Below are 15,537 nucleotides of genomic sequence, written 5' to 3' on the forward strand. Positions count from 1 at the left end.
CGCACATTGATGAAGGAGACCATCGTGTCGGCGAACAGCTTCGACGCCCGCAGCACGCTGCGCGTGGGCGACGAGTCGTACGAGATCTTCCGGCTGGACAAGGTGGAGGGCTCGGCCCGCCTCCCGTACAGCCTGAAGGTGCTGCTGGAGAACCTGCTCCGTACCGAGGACGGCGCCAACATCACCGCCGACCACATCCGCGCGCTCGGCGACTGGGACTCCCAGGCGCAGCCGAGCCAGGAGATCCAGTTCACGCCGGCCCGCGTGATCATGCAGGACTTCACCGGTGTGCCCTGTGTCGTGGACCTCGCCACGATGCGTGAGGCCGTCAAGGAGCTCGGCGGCGACCCGGCGAAGATCAACCCGCTGGCCCCCGCCGAGCTGGTCATCGACCACTCCGTCATCGCCGACAAGTTCGGCACCCCGGACTCCTTCGCGCAGAACGTGGAGCTGGAGTACGGCCGCAACAAGGAGCGCTACCAGTTCCTGCGCTGGGGCCAGACCGCCTTCGACGAGTTCAAGGTCGTCCCGCCCGGCACCGGCATCGTGCACCAGGTGAACATCGAGCACCTGGCCCGTACCGTCATGGTCCGCAACGGCCAGGCGTACCCCGACACGCTCGTCGGCACCGACTCGCACACCACCATGGTCAACGGCCTCGGCGTACTGGGCTGGGGCGTCGGCGGCATCGAGGCCGAGGCCGCCATGCTCGGCCAGCCGGTCTCCATGCTGATCCCGCGCGTCGTCGGCTTCAAGCTGACCGGCGAGCTGCCCACCGGCACCACCGCCACCGACCTGGTGCTGACCATCACCGAGATGCTCCGCAAGCACGGTGTCGTCGGCAAGTTCGTCGAGTTCTACGGCGAGGGCGTCGCCGCCACCTCCCTCGCGAACCGCGCCACCATCGGCAACATGTCGCCGGAGTTCGGCTCCACCGCCGCGATCTTCCCGATCGACGGCGAGACCCTGAACTACCTGCGCCTGACCGGCCGCTCCGAGCAGCAGGTCGCCCTCGTCGAGGCGTACGCCAAGGAGCAGGGCCTCTGGCTGGACCCGGCCGCCGAGCCCGACTTCTCCGAGAAGCTGGAGCTCGACCTCTCCACCGTCGTGCCGTCGATCGCCGGCCCGAAGCGCCCGCAGGACCGCATCGTCCTCGCGAACGCCGCCGAGCAGTTCGCCCAGGACGTCCGCAACTACGTCGACGACAGCGACGAGGCGGGCAAGGAGTCCTTCCCGGCCTCCGACGCCCCGGCCGTCCACAACGGCGTGCCGACCCGCCCGACCCTGGTCACCGCCCCCGACGGCACCAGCTACGAGATCGACCACGGCGCCGTCACCGTCGCCGCGATCACCTCCTGCACCAACACCTCGAACCCGTACGTCATGGTCGCCGCCGCGCTGGTGGCCAAGAAGGCGGTCGAGAAGGGCCTGTCCCGCAAGCCGTGGGTCAAGACCACGCTCGCCCCGGGCTCCAAGGTCGTCATGGACTACTACGACCGTGCCGGCCTCACCCCGTACCTCGACAAGCTGGGCTTCAACCTGGTCGGCTACGGCTGCACCACCTGCATCGGCAACTCCGGCCCGCTGCCGGAGGAGGTCTCCAAGGCCGTCAACGAGCACGACCTGGCCGTCACCTCGGTGCTGTCCGGCAACCGTAACTTCGAGGGCCGGATCAACCCCGACGTCAAGATGAACTACCTGGCGTCCCCGCCGCTGGTCGTCGCGTACGCCATCGCGGGCTCCATGAAGGTCGACATCACCCGTGACGCCATCGGCACCGACACCGACGGCAACCCGGTGTTCCTGAAGGACATCTGGCCCTCCGAGGCCGAGGTCAACGAGGTCGTCGCCGCCGCGATCGGCCAGGACATGTTCTCCTCGTCCTACCGGGACGTCTTCGCCGGCGACGCCCAGTGGCAGGCGCTGCCGATCCCGACCGGCAACACCTTCGAGTGGGACCCGCAGTCCACCTACGTCCGCAAGCCCCCGTACTTCGAGGGCATGACGATGGACCCGGCCCCGGTCAGCGACATCGAGGGCGCCCGCGTCCTCGCCAAGCTGGGCGACTCGGTCACCACCGACCACATCTCCCCGGCCGGCGCGATCAAGGCCGACACCCCGGCCGGCAAGTACCTCACGGAGCACGGCGTCGAGCGCCGCGACTTCAACAGCTACGGCTCGCGCCGCGGCAACCACGAGGTCATGATCCGCGGTACGTTCGCCAACATCCGCCTGCGCAACCAGATCGCGCCGGGCACCGAGGGCGGCTACACGCGTGACTTCACGCAGGAGGGCGGCCCGGTCTCCTTCATCTACGACGCCTCCCGCAACTACATCGAGCAGGGCATCCCGCTGGTCGTCCTGGCCGGCAAGGAGTACGGCTCCGGTTCGTCCCGCGACTGGGCGGCGAAGGGCACCGCGCTGCTCGGCGTCAAGGCCGTCGTCGCCGAGTCCTACGAGCGCATCCACCGCTCGAACCTCATCGGCATGGGCGTCCTGCCCCTGCAGTTCCCGGAGGGCGCCTCGGCGGAGTCCCTCGGCCTGACCGGCGAGGAGACCTTCTCCATCTCCGGCGTGACCGAGCTCAACGAGGGCACCACGCCGCGCACCATGAAGGTCACCACCGACACGGGCGTCGAGTTCGACGCGGTCGTCCGTATCGACACCCCCGGTGAGGCGGACTACTACCGCAACGGCGGCATCATGCAGTTCGTGCTGCGGAGCCTGATCCGCAAGTAAGGCCTGCGCCTTGGCGAAGGGCCGCACTGCTCGGGTGCGGCCCTTCCGCATGCGCCGGCCCTTCCATCTGCGCCGGCCTTTCCGCGCGCGCCGGGTCGGCACTTCCGGCCCATCCGGCTGGGGCGGGACGCCGTACGCCGGGACGCCAGCACGCGCCGACCGCTACGCGAGCAGTTCGGTCTCCGCCAGCACCACCGGCGCACCGGTGGCCGTCACCAGCCGGTACCGCTCGTACGCCCCCGGACGCGCGACCGTGAAGACCCGGGTCTGCCGGTCCCAGGTGAACGCCTCGCCGGACCGTTCGTCCACATCGGTCCACGCGGCCCCGTCGTGCGAGCCCTGGAGCACCCAGCCCGTCGGTGCCCTGTCCCGCGCCGACGAGGTGAGCGTGTACCGGACCGCACGGGTCGCGGACGGGACCGGCAGGTCCACCGAGGTGAAGGAACCCGATGTCGCCGAGGAGTCGTCGAACAGCGGACCGGTGCCCTCGATACGGTCCCCGGCCGGTGCCGGGACCTCGTCGTCCCGGGTGATGGAGACGGGACCGGCGTCCCGGCCCGTGCCCCACGCCGAGGGACGCGGTCCCATCGTGAATTCGAGCGTGCCTCCCCGGGCGAGCAGGGCGTGCGGCAGCGCGGTGGAGTTCCAGCGCCTGCCGTCGACCTTCACGCCTTGGACGTAGATGTTCCGGGCACTGTTGCGCGGGGCCTTCACCACCAGGTCCCGGCCGTTCTCCAGGTGCACGGTGGCCTTGGTGAAGAGCGGTGAGCCGATGGCGTATTCGCCGCTGCCCATCACCAGCGGGTAGAAGCCGAGCGCGCTGAAGAGGTACCAGGCGGACTGCTCGCCGTTGTCCTCGTCTCCGTGGTAGCCCTGGCCGATGGCGCTGCCGGTGTAGAGCCGGCGCAGCACCTCGCGGACCTTCTCCTGGGTCTTCCAGGGCTGCCCGGCCGCGTCGTACATGTAGGCGGCGTGGTGGGCGACCTGGTTGCTGTGCCCGTACATGCCCATCCGGACGTCACGGGCCTCGGTCATCTCGTGGATGACGCCGCCGTACGAGCCGACGAACTCCGCCGACGCGGTCTCCGGGGTGGAGAAGTAGGTGTCGAGTTTCCTGGCGAGGCCTTCCCGCCCGCCGTAGAGGTTGGCGAGGCCGCGGCTGTCCTGGACGGCGCTGAACGCATAGCCCCAGCCGTTGGTCTCGGTGTAGTCATAGCCCCAGACGCGGGGGTCGTAGCTGTCGGACGGCACCCGCCAGACACCCTTGGGGTCGCGGCCCTGGAAGAAGCCTGCCCGCTGGTCGAAGAGCCTGACGTAGTTGCGGGCGCGGTTGAGGAAGTAGTCCGCCTCCTCCTTGTAGCGCTGCTTGCCGGTCCTCCGGTGCAGGGCCTCGCCCATCTTCGCGAGGCCGTAGTCGTTGAGGTATCCCTCCAGGGACCATGACAGTCCCTCATGGGTCGCGGTGTTCGCGTAGCCGGCGAACGGCGAGGTCTCCATGCCCTTGCGGCCCACTCCGGAGTGCGGCGGGGCGACCGTCGCGTTCTTCAGGGCCGCTTCGTACGCGGCTTCGGCGTCGAACCGCACGCCCTTGACGTAGGCGTCGGCGAAGGCGACGTCGGAGCTGGTGCCGGTCATCAGGTCGGCGTAGCCGGGCGAGGACCAGCGGGAGATCCAGCCGCCGTCCTTGTACTGCTGGACGAAGCCGTCGACGAGCCGCCCGGCCCGCTCCGGGGTGAGGAAGGAATAGGCGGGCCAGGCCGTGCGGTAGGTGTCCCAGAAGCCGTTGTTGACGTAGACGGTGCCGTCGACGATCTTGGCGCCGGTGTGGGTGGGGGTGTCCGGGCCGGTCTGCGGCGAGAACGGGCTGGCGTACCGCAGGCGCGGCCGCGCCGCGGTGCCGGTGTTCTCGAAACCGGAGTTGGGGTACAGGTACAGCCGGTAGAGGCTGGAATAGAGCGTGGTCAGCTGGTCGTGGTTCGCGCCCTCGACCTCGACCCGCCCGAGCAGGTCGTCCCAGGCCCGCTGGGCGCGGTTCCTGATCTGTTCGAAGGTCGCGGACGGCGGGATCTCGTCGGCGAGGTTCTTCTTCGCCTGGTCGATGCCGATGAGCGAGGTCGCGATGCGAAGGGTGACCGTACGGCCGGCGCCCGGCGCGAACCGCATGTAGCCGGCGACGTCCTTGCCCCCGCCGCCGGTCAGCGGGCCGCTCGCGGTGACGGGCGCGTCGAAGACGCCGTACACGAACATCCGGGTGGCGCCGGTCGACAGACCGCTCTTCACGTCCGAGTAGCCGGTGAAGGCGGAGGCGGAGGGATCAAGGGTGAGCCCGCCTTCGTTGGAGATGTTGTCGAAGACGACGCTCGCGTCGTCGCCGGGGAACCGGAAACGCATGATCGCCGCGTGGTCGGCGGGCGCGATCTCGGCCTTCAGGCCGTTCTCGAACGTCACGCCGTAGTAGTGGGCCTTCGCGGTCTCCTGGTCGTGCCGGAATGGCAGGGCCCGCTCGGAGCGTGACGCGTCGGGCGTGCCCGCCGCGGCGGACGGCATCAGCTGGAAGGTCTGCCGGTCACCCATCCAGGGGCTGGGCTCGTGACTGGCGCCGAACGCCTGGAGCGTGGGCAGGTTGGCCGCGTTGTTGGCGCGGGCGTACTCGTAGACCCAGCTCTTCGACGAGGCGTTGGTCACCGGCGTCCAGAAGTTGAAGCCGTGCGGCACGGCCGTCGCGGGGAAGGTGTTGCCGCGCGAGAACGATCCGCTGGAGTTGGTGCCACGGGTGGTCGAGACGTAGTCCGAGAGACGGGCGAGGGGCTTCTCCGGGGGCGTCGGCGCGAGCCGGATGTCGTCGATCCAGCCCTGGAACTTCGCCGGGCCGTCGGGAGCGTCGTAGGCCACCAGGATCCGGTCGACGGTCCGGCCCGCCGCGACCGTGCCGATCCGCGCCGACACCTCGTTCCACTGGTTGACGTACAGCGTCCGCGCCTCGCCCTGCCCCTGGGGGGAGAGCCGGCCCCCGTGGGTGTCCCGGGCGCCCAGATCGCTCAGCAGCGTTCCGTCGGCGAACACGAGGTCGACCGCCACCCGGGTGGCCGGGTACCTCAGGTCGGTCTCCGGCATGGACGGGAAGATCCGGTACGACAGCACGGTGTCCCGGGTGACGGCCGTGTCCACGTCGAACACCTTGTTGTACGAGTAACCGCGGCCGTCCGCCGTGTGGTTGCCCGCGTAGCGCAGTGCCCGTACGCCGGTGAAACCGGCGTTGGCCTTGGCGGTCGGGGAGCCGCCCGGGCCGCGGTCCGGCACGACCAGCATGTCCTCGGGCACGGGCCGGGTGGTGTCCCCGTCGGAGAACTGGACGTCGGCGAGCTGGGTGAGGCCGGCGCCGTTGTTCGCCGTGATCTCCAGCCGGAAGTGCCGGTACGCCGTGCCGGTGCTGAAGCCGTACGTCCTGGTGCCGAGGCGCTCCGGGAAGGTCTCGCCCTCCCGGGTGTCCAGGGCCGTCCACTCCCGGCCGTCCGCGGACCCCTTGAGCGTCCAGTTCCGCGGGTCGCGCGACGCGGCGTCGTTCGCCGAAGTCAGTGCGTACGTCACGACCTTGACCGGTTCGTCGAGGTCGAACTCCAGCCACGCCGTCTTCTCGAAGGCCAGCCATTTGGTGCTCGGCTGTCCGTCGACCAGGTTCTCCTTGACCTCGCCCGCCCCGGTGTTCTCGGCGCTCGCCCGGACGTCGGTGACCCGGTCGGTGACATTGCCCGGGATTCCGCTGGTGAAGCCGCCGTCGACGCCGGCGGACCGTTTCGTCCCGTCGGGCGCGGTGTCGACGGTGCTGCGCCAGTCCGGCTGCGGCTGGCCCGCCTCGAGGGACGAGGCGAACGCGCGGGCGGGGGCGGCGGGCCGGGCGGGCTGCGCGACGGCGGCCCCCTGGGAGGTGACGACGAGTGTGCAGGCGAGCGCCACGAGGGCGAGGACCGGTGCGTGTCTGGGCCGTGATCTGCGCAGCATTCCGGATGTTCCTCCGAAGAACGCGGATGGACAACGTTGTCAACGAGAACGCAGGACCAGTAGTGGGTCAAGTGCCCAGTGGTGTCAAGGGCGTTGGGTGGGGGGAAGGATGATTCCGGCAGTGCGGCCGGACGTTCGCCCTCCGGCCCCAGGGGTGTCCGGAGGTTTTCGAAGTGAGGTTTCGGCGAGGTCTCGACTCGGGAAAGTCTGGCGTTCAACCCTGCGCCCGATCTTGCTCAGTCGGCGGGGACAGGACTATACCTGTCGGGGTCCGTGGTGCCGGAACCATCGGTCGCGGACCGGGGGACGGGGACGGCTCGGATCCTCAGCCGGCCTGCACCGCGCCGTCCTGCGCTCCCGTCGAGACCGTGCACGACCCAGCTTCACCGACCGCGGTGGCGGGGCCCTTCGCCCACGGGCGAGTCCGTACGGGCGACCGGTCACCGCCCCAGTCCTGGAGAAGGCGAGGACTTGCGCATGGGATCCATCTCCGTCCACGACCCTGAGGGCCTCGGCCGCCGCGACCTGATCAAACGCTCCGCGGCGCTCGGCCTGATCACCGTACCGACGATGAGCCTCCTGTCCGCCTGCGCCACGGGCGGCGGGGGCGGCGACGACAAGGCCGGCAAGGCTCCCGGCGGCAAGACGTCCCCGAAGAACCCGCTCGGAGTGAAGGAGGGCGCCCCGCTGGAGGCGTTCATCTTCAAGGGCGGACTCGGCGACCAGTACGCCAAGGACGCCGAGGCGGACTACCGGGCGACCTACGGCGCCGAGGTGAAGCACACCGGGACGCAGCAGGTCGGCCCCAAGCTGACGCCGCGCTTCGCCGGCGGCAATCCGCCCGACGTCATCGACAACTCCGGTGCCGACCACCTGGACATGAACAAGCTGTCCAGCCAGAAGCAGCTCCAGGACCTGGCCCCGCTCCTCGACGCGGCGTCCCTCGACGATCCCGCCAGGAAGGTCCGCGACACCATCCATCCCAGCACCATCGAGAAGGGGCGGCACGGCGACGTCGTCGACGTGCTGTACTACGCCTTCACGGTCTACGGCTCCTGGTACTCGCAGAAGCTGCTCGAGTCCAGGGGCTGGGCGTACCCGAAGACCCTCGACGAGATGGTCGCGCTCTGCGGCGCGATCAAGAAGGCGGGCATCGCTCCCTGGACGTACCCCGGCAAGTATCCCTACTACGTCCACTTCAACCTCTTCGCCCAGATCGCCAAGATCGGCGGGATGGAGAAGTGGATCGCCATCGACAACCTGGAGCCGCGCGCCTGGCTCTCCAACGACGCCGTGGCGCAGGTCGTCGGGCACTACGAGGAGCTGGCCGCCAAGGGCTTCTTCCTCGAAGGGAGCCAGGGCCTGACCCACATCCAGTCCCAGACGGCGTGGACCAAGGGCAAGGCCGTCTTCATCCCCAACGGCTCCTGGGTCGAGAACGAGGCCGGGCCCACCACCCCCGCCGATTTCGGTATGGCCGTCGGCGCGCTCTTCGGCGGCGGCCCGGACGACGGCATGCCGGCGGGCAGCCTGCGCGCCGAGCCGAGTGAGCCGTACATCGTCCCGAGGATGGGTAGGAACCCGGCCGGCGGCATGGAGTTGCTGCGCATCATGCTCTCCAGGAAGCACGCGCAGAACTTCGCCACCAAGGTCAAGTCGCTGACCTGCGTGGTGGACGCCACGGAGGGCATGACCCTGTCACCGGGGCTCGCGTCCGCCAGCAAGGCCTTCAAGGCGGCCGGCGACAACCTGATCAGCATTCAGCTCCAGGAGTGGTACCCCGCACTGACCGACGACAAGATCGGCGGCCTCACCAGCCAGCTGCTCACCGGTGACCTCAAGGCCGCGGACTGGATCAGGAAGACCCAGGAGTACGCCGACGCGGTCGCCGGGGACGACGCCGTGCAGAAGTTCAAGCGCTCCGCCTGACGCCGGTCCGACCGGGCCGTTTGGACCGACGAGGGGAAGGCCGCGAAGCACCATGGAACACGGCAAGTACCGATTCATCGTGGGCTTCCTGGCCCTGCCCCTCCTGGTCTACGGGATCTTCGTGATCTCGCCGTTCGTCCAGGCCTTCCAGATCGCCATGACGGACTGGTCGGGTCTGGTGGGCACCGCGCGCTTCGTCGGCCTGGACAACTTCCGGAAGCTCTGGAGCAGCGAGGACTTCTGGAACGCCCTGCGCCACAACGTCTACATGCTGGCCGCGGTCCCCGCGGTCACCCTCGGCCTCGGCCTCCTCTTCGCCTCCCTGCTCAACATCGGCGGCCGGCGCCGGAGGAACGAGGCCGTCACCGGCGTGGCCGGCTCCCGCCTCTACAAGCTGGTCTTCTTCTTCCCGCAGGTCGTCTCCGTCACGGTCATCGCGGTGATCTGGTGGAACATCTACAACCCAGACCCCGAAGACGGGATGCTCAACTCGCTGCTCGGCGCGATCGGCCTCGACGCCCTCCAGAACTCCTGGCTGGGCGAGAAGGACCTCGCCCTGGCCTGTATCAGCGCCGTCATGGTCTGGTCGCACGTCGGCTTCTACGTGGTGCTCTTCTCCGCGGCCATGGCGTCGGTCCCCCGCGAGATCTACGAGGCGGCGCTGCTCGACGGCGCGGGCCGGTTCCACACCTTCTCGCGGATCACCCTGCCGCTGCTGTGGGACACCGTCCAGACCGGCTGGGTGTACATGGGGATCATCGCCCTGGACGCGTTCGCGCTCGTCCAGATCATGTCGGTGAACATGGGCGGCCCCGACGGAGCCACCGACGTCATGCCGCTGAGGCTCTATCAGACCGCCTTCCGTGACAGCCAGTTCGGCTACGCCTCCGCGATGGGCGTCGCGATGCTCGTGGTCACCATGACGTTCGCGGTGCTCACGCTGCGCTTCGCGCGCCGTGAGCGGATCGAGTTCTAGCTTCCGGACGGACCGAATCCCAGGGGGACGGATGACGACCCGCACCGACGCGGTGACCAAGGAGGGCGCCGTCCCGGACGGCCGGCGGGCACCCGGCAGGACGGCCCGCGCGAAGGCCGCCGCGGCCGCGGGCAGCGGCGGCGTGCTGAACGTCTTCTCGCACGGCATCCTCGTGCTGTGGGCGCTGATGGTGGGCGTACCGCTGCTCTGGGTGTTGTGGAGTTCCTTCAAGACCAGCGGGGACATCCTCGGCTCGCCCTGGTCGCCGCCGTCCGTGCTCCACTGGGAGAACTGGTCCAACGCCTGGAACAAGGCGAACATGGGCCGGTACTTCCTCAACACGGCGATCGTGGTCGGAGGCTCGCTCACCGGCACGATGGTGCTCGGGGCGATGGCGGCCTACGTCCTGGCGCGCTTCACGTTCCCCGGGAACCGGCTGATCCACCACCTCTTCGTCGCCGGGATGTCCTTCCCGGTGTTCATGCTGGTCATCCCGCTGTTCTTCGTGCTCAGGGACTTCCCCGGGAGCTCGCTGCTGGCGACGCACCACGGGCTGGTCCTCGTCTACATCGCCTACTCGCTGCCGTTCACGGTCTTCTTCCTGACGGCCTTCTTCCGGACCCTGCCGACGTCGGTGGCCGAGGCCGCGATGATCGACGGGGCCTCGCACACCCGGACGTTCTTCCAGGTGATGCTACCGATGGCCCGGCCCGGGCTGATCAGCGTCGGGATCTTCAACTTCCTCGGTCAGTGGAACCAGTACCTGCTGCCGATGGTGCTCAACCAGGACGAGGACCGGTATGTGCTGACCCAGGGCCTGGCCATGATCGCCCTCCAGCAGGGCTACGAGAACGACTGGGGCGCGCTGATGGCGGGCATGATGATCGCCGTGCTCCCGGTGCTGGTCGTCTACGTCGCCTTCCAGCGTCAGGTCCAGGCAGGACTCACCGCCGGAGCCGTCAAATAGGACGGATGACGTAGGGGCCGACCGCCGGACGGCCTTCGGAACCGCCTTTTCCACGGCACCCGCCCGGTACTCACCGGGCGGGATTAGTTTTATGTGTGGTTTGTCCCATTGCCGGGAGTTGCTCAAGCTCTTGACGGGGAACAGCCCAGAACGCTGAGCTTAGAGTTCACATGTTGGAGAAAAGGCAGGAGTGGTGAGTCGATGGAGACTCCGGGGTCGCAGACGTCGTTGCACCGGGCCAATCTGGAACGGGTCGTGCGGGCGGTGCGCATGGCGGGCTCGCTCACCCAGGCGGAGATCGCCCGGACCACCGGCCTCTCCGCAGCGACCGTCTCCAACATCGTGCGCGAGCTCAAGGACGGGGGGACGGTCGAGGTCACGCCCACCTCGGCGGGCGGGCGACGGGCCCGCAGCGTCTCGCTCAGCGGCTCCGCGGGCATCGTCATCGGCGTCGACTTCGGGCACACCCACCTGAGGGTCGCCGTCGGCAACCTGGCCCACCAGGTGCTCGCCGAGGAGTCCGAGCCGCTCGATGTCGACGCCTCCTCCAAGGAGGGCTTCGACCGGGCGGAAGTGCTGGTCACACGGCTGATCGAAGCCAGCGGGATCAGCCGGGACAAGGTCGTCGGCGTCGGTCTCGGCGTGCCCGGGCCCATCGACGTGGAGTCCGGCACGCTCGGCTCCACCTCGATCCTGCCGGGCTGGACCGGCATCAACCCGCGCGAGGAACTGTCCGGCCGGCTGGGCGTGCCGGTGTACGTGGACAACGACGCCAACCTCGGCGCCCTGGGGGAGCTGGTCTGGGGCGGCGGCCGGGGCGTCCGGGACCTGGCCTACATCAAGGTGGCGAGCGGCGTCGGTGCCGGCCTGGTGATCGACGGCCAGATCTACCGCGGCCCGGGCGGCACCGCCGGCGAGATCGGGCACATCACCCTGGACGAGTCGGGCCCCGTGTGCCGCTGCGGCAACCGCGGCTGCCTGGAGACCTTCGCCGCGGCGCGGTACGTGCTGCCGTTGCTCCAGCCCGGTCACGGGCCGGATCTCACGATGGAGCGGGTGGTGCAGCTGGCCCGCGAGGGCGACCCGGGCTGCCGCCGGGTGATCGCGGACGTGGGGCGGCACGTGGGCAGCGGTGTCGCCAACCTCTGCAATCTGCTGAATCCCAGCCGGGTGGTACTCGGCGGGGATCTGGCGGAGGCCGGGGAGCTGGTCCTCGGACCGATACGGGACTCGGTGGCCCGCTACGCCATCCCGAGCGCCGCCCGTCAACTGTCGGTGCTTCCCGGGGCGCTGGGCAGCCGGGCGGAGGTGCTGGGCGCGCTGGCGCTCGTACTCAGCGAAATGGGTGATTCGACCCTGCTTGACTCATCTCGGTCGGCCGCCACGCCTGCCTTCACTTAGAAAACGGATGGCACCGTTGTCATCTCGTTAAGGATTTACTCCTTGACGGTGGCGTTGCGGCCGAGTTGACTCACAGCCACCTCGGCCGCAGCGACGCGGCCTCGTCAGGGAGGTTATGAAGTGAACATGCGAATGCGTCGTGCCGCCGTTGCCGTGGCCGCAACCGCGATGGCCGTGTCCCTCGCCGCCTGTGGCAGTGCCAAGGAGGCCGGCGGCGGTGCCAAGGAGACCGGTGGCGACAAGGGTGACGCCCTGAAGATCGGTCTGCTCCTGCCGGAGAACCAGACCGCCCGCTACGAGAAGTTCGACAAGCCCCTGATCGAGAAGCGGGTCAAGGAGCTCACCGGCGGCAAGGCCGAGGTCGTCTACGCCAACGCCAAGCAGGACGCGACTCTGCAGAGCCAGCAGGTCGACACCATGATCACCAACAAGGTCGACGCGCTGATCATCGACGCGGTCGACGCCAAGGCGATCGCGGGCAGCGTGAAGAAGGCCAAGGACGAGGGCATCCCGGTCGTCGCCTTCGACCGTCTCGCCGAGGGCCCGATCGACGGCTACACCTCCTTCGACAACGAAGAGGTCGGCCACGTCCAGGGCAAGTCGCTCCTGGAGGCCCTGGGCGCGAAGGCCAAGGACGGCCAGATCGTGATGATGAACGGCTCGATCACCGACCCGAACGCCGCCCTCTTCAAGAAGGGCGCGCACGCCGAGCTCGACGGCAAGGTCAACGTCGGCCGCGAGTACGACACCAAGGAATGGAAGCCGGAGAACGCCAACACCAACATGGAGGCGGCGATCTCGGCCCTTGGCAAGGACAAGATCATCGGCGTGTACTCCGCCAACGACGGCATGGCGGGCGGCATCATCACCGCCCTGAAGGCCGCCGGCTACGCCAAGCTCCCGCCGGTCACCGGTCAGGACGCCGAGCTCGCCGGTGTGCAGCGTATCGTCGCGGGTGAGCAGTACAGCAGCGTCTACAAGCCGTACGCGCCGGAGGCCGCTGCCGCCGCCGACATGGCAGTGGCGCTCGCCCGGGGCGACAAGCTGACCGGTATCGCCAAGACCACCGTCGACAGCCCGACCACCAAGGGCGTCCCCAGCCTGCTGATCCCCGTGGTCGCGCTGACCCAGAAGAACATCGCGGACACCGTGATCAAGGACGGCGTCTACACGGTCCAGGAAATCTGCACCGACAAGTACAAGGCCGCCTGCGACTCGCTCGGCATCAAGTAAGGAACGCCGGGCAAGTCACCGATGTGAGTCCTGCCCGGACTCACCCGAAGCCCCGCCGGCGCCCCGCCCCTCAACAGCCCCGCAGCTCGGGCGGGGCGCCGGACGGCAGCTTCCCTCCCTCCACCTGCTCAACCCTCCGCGCCCTCTCCCCGGCGCGGTATCCCCGCCGGTCAGGCGGCGAAGGAGATGGTTCACGTGTCCGCTGCGCCCGTGTTGGCGTTGCGCGGTGTCTCCAAGCGGTTCGGTGCTGTTCAGGCGCTCACCGACGTAGAGCTGGAGATCCACGCCGGTGAGGTGGTCGCCCTGGTGGGCGACAACGGTGCCGGAAAGTCGACGCTGGTCAAGACGATCGCCGGTGTCCACCCCATCGATGAAGGCGTCATCGAATGGGAAGGCCGCCCGGTCTCGATCAGCAAGCCGCACGACGCCCAGAACCTGGGCATCGCGACGGTCTACCAGGACCTCGCCCTGTGCGACAACATCGATGTCGTCGGCAACCTGTTCCTCGGCCGGGAGATCCGCCGCCGCGGCGTCCTCAACGAGGTCGAGATGGAGCGCCGCGCACGCGAGCTGCTCACCACCCTGTCGATCCGCATCCCCAGCGTCCGGATCCCGATCGCCTCGCTGTCCGGCGGCCAGCGGCAGACCGTGGCCATCGCCCGTTCGATGCTCGGCGAGCCGAAGCTCGTGATCCTCGACGAGCCGACCGCGGCCCTCGGCGTCGAGCAGACCGCACAGGTGCTCGACCTGGTCGAGCGGCTGCGTGAGCGCGGCCACGCCGTGATCCTCATCAGCCACAACATGGCCGACGTCAAGGCAGTCGCGGACCGGGTCGCGGTGCTGCGGCTCGGCAGGAACAACGGGGTCTTCGACGTCAAGTCCACCTCGCAGGAAGAGATCATCTCCGCCATCACCGGCGCCACGGACAACGCCGTGACCCGTCGTGCGGCGCGACGCACCTCGGAGGGCCAGCTGTGAGGAACCACAAGACCCACCCCACCGAGACCATGCCGGGCGTCGGCCACCAGGTCGTGAACCCGGAGGCCGCCCACGACGCGGTCACCGCCGTCGACCCCCGCCTGCTCGTCCGCGAACAGGGCTTCGGCGGCTACATCTCCGAGTTCAAGCGCAAGGTGCACGCCGGCGACCTGGGCTCGATCCCCGTGATCATCGGCCTGATCGTGATCGCCGCGATCTTCCAGAGCCTGAACTCGAACTTCCTCTCCGCGAAGAACCTCAGTGACATCTCCGTCGCGATGGTCGGCACCGGCATGATGGCCGTCGGCATCATCTTCGTGCTGCTCCTCGGCGAGATCGACCTGTCGGTCGGTTCGGTCAGCGGTGTGTCCGGCGCGGTCCTCGCCGTGCTGACCGTCAACCAGGGCATGAACGAGTGGCTGGCGATCCTCGTCTCCATCGCCGGCGGCGCCGTCATCGGCTCGATCCACGGCTTCTTCTTCGCCAAGATCGGCGCACCCGCCTTCGCGGTGACCCTGGCGGGTCTGCTCTTCTGGCTCGGCTTCATGCTCCAGCTGCTCGGCGAGCAGGGCACGATCAACATCGACGGCGAGGGCGTGGTCGGCAAGCTGACCACGTACTACTTCAGCGACGTCGCCGCCGCCTACGGGCTGGCCGGCGCCGCCGTGGTCCTGTTCTTCCTGTCCTCGGTGCTGGACAACCGCCGCCGCGAGGCCGCCCGCGTCCCGTCCCGTCCGTTGATCGACATCGTGCTGCGCACGGTGGTGCTCGGCGCCATCTCGTTCGCCGCGGCGTACATGTTCAACCAGTACCGCGGTCTGCCGCTGGCCTTGGTGCTCTTCCTCGCGATCCTGGTCGTGACGGACTTCGTGCTCCGCCGCACCGCCTACGGCCGCAAGGTCTTCGCGCTCGGCGGCAGCGTCGAGGCCTCCCGTCGCGCCGGTATCAACGTCACGGCCGTCCGGGTCTCCGTCTTCGCGATCTCCAGCACCTTCGCCGCCATCGGCGGTCTGTTCTGGGCGTCGAAGATCGCCGCCGCCAACCAGAGCGCCGGCGCCGGCGACCTGCTGATGAACGTCATCGCTGCGGCGGTCATCGGCGGCACCAGCCTCTTCGGTGGCCGCGGCCGCACCTGGAACGCCCTGCTCGGCGTCATGGTGATCGTCTCGATCCAGTACGGACTGTCCCTCCAGGGCATCGCGACTCCGATCCAGTACATGATCACCGGTGGTGTGCTGCTCGCCACCGTCGTGATCGACTCGGTCACCCGCAGGACCCAGAAGACCGCGGGCCGCGCGTAACGATCCGCACCAGC

The 15,537-nt window shown here is 69.0% G+C and carries 9 protein-coding genes; 8 read left to right on the plus strand and 1 reads right to left on the minus strand.

Going from position 1 to position 15,537, the window contains the following annotated elements:
* The first annotated feature begins 24 nt into the window (after positions 1-24).
* Positions 25-2,739 carry an aconitate hydratase AcnA gene (gene acnA / locus ACZ4Z5_RS10390; protein ID WP_468259481.1) on the plus strand — a complete coding sequence of 905 codons (2,715 nt, stop codon included), beginning with the start codon at positions 25-27 and terminating at the stop codon, positions 2,737-2,739.
* A 162-nt stretch (positions 2,740-2,901) separates the two neighbouring features.
* Here acnA and ACZ4Z5_RS10395 read toward each other — a convergent pair whose 3' ends face one another.
* Positions 2,902-6,738: a GH92 family glycosyl hydrolase gene (locus ACZ4Z5_RS10395; RefSeq protein ID WP_468259484.1), complete on the minus strand. Its 3,837-nt coding sequence runs from the start codon at positions 6,736-6,738 to the stop codon at positions 2,902-2,904.
* Between the two features lie 477 nt (positions 6,739-7,215).
* Here ACZ4Z5_RS10395 and ngcE point away from each other — a divergent pair, with 477 nt between their 5' ends.
* The 7 genes from ngcE to ACZ4Z5_RS10430 all read left to right on the plus strand — a co-directional run bounded on the left by ngcE (position 7,216) and on the right by ACZ4Z5_RS10430 (position 15,523).
* Positions 7,216-8,667 carry an N-acetylglucosamine/diacetylchitobiose ABC transporter substrate-binding protein gene (gene ngcE / locus ACZ4Z5_RS10400; RefSeq protein WP_468259486.1) on the plus strand — a complete coding sequence of 484 codons (1,452 nt, stop codon included), beginning with the start codon at positions 7,216-7,218 and terminating at the stop codon, positions 8,665-8,667.
* Between the two features lie 52 nt (positions 8,668-8,719).
* Positions 8,720-9,643, plus strand: coding sequence for a carbohydrate ABC transporter permease (locus ACZ4Z5_RS10405; RefSeq protein WP_468259489.1), 924 nt, complete (start codon positions 8,720-8,722; stop codon positions 9,641-9,643).
* A 31-nt stretch (positions 9,644-9,674) separates the two neighbouring features.
* On the plus strand, positions 9,675-10,610 hold the full coding sequence (locus tag ACZ4Z5_RS10410) for a carbohydrate ABC transporter permease (protein WP_468259491.1): 936 nt from the start codon (positions 9,675-9,677) through the stop codon (positions 10,608-10,610).
* Positions 10,611-10,811: 201 nt separating this feature from the next.
* Entirely contained in the window at positions 10,812-12,011 is a 1,200-nt protein-coding gene (locus ACZ4Z5_RS10415; protein ID WP_468259493.1) for an ROK family transcriptional regulator, read from the plus strand.
* A 132-nt stretch (positions 12,012-12,143) separates the two neighbouring features.
* The gene (locus ACZ4Z5_RS10420) at positions 12,144-13,244 is read left to right on the plus strand and encodes a sugar ABC transporter substrate-binding protein (protein ID WP_468259634.1); all 1,101 of its coding nucleotides are present in this window, start codon (positions 12,144-12,146) and stop codon (positions 13,242-13,244) included.
* A 186-nt stretch (positions 13,245-13,430) separates the two neighbouring features.
* Positions 13,431-14,222 carry an ATP-binding cassette domain-containing protein gene (locus ACZ4Z5_RS10425; RefSeq protein ID WP_468259496.1) on the plus strand — a complete coding sequence of 264 codons (792 nt, stop codon included), beginning with the start codon at positions 13,431-13,433 and terminating at the stop codon, positions 14,220-14,222.
* A 29-nt stretch (positions 14,223-14,251) separates the two neighbouring features.
* Complete coding sequence (locus ACZ4Z5_RS10430; protein ID WP_468259637.1) at positions 14,252-15,523, plus strand: sugar ABC transporter permease; 1,272 nt, start codon at positions 14,252-14,254, stop codon at positions 15,521-15,523.
* Positions 15,524-15,537 lie beyond the last annotated feature (14 nt).

Source organism: Streptomyces sp. NPDC030222 (assembly GCF_055573115.1).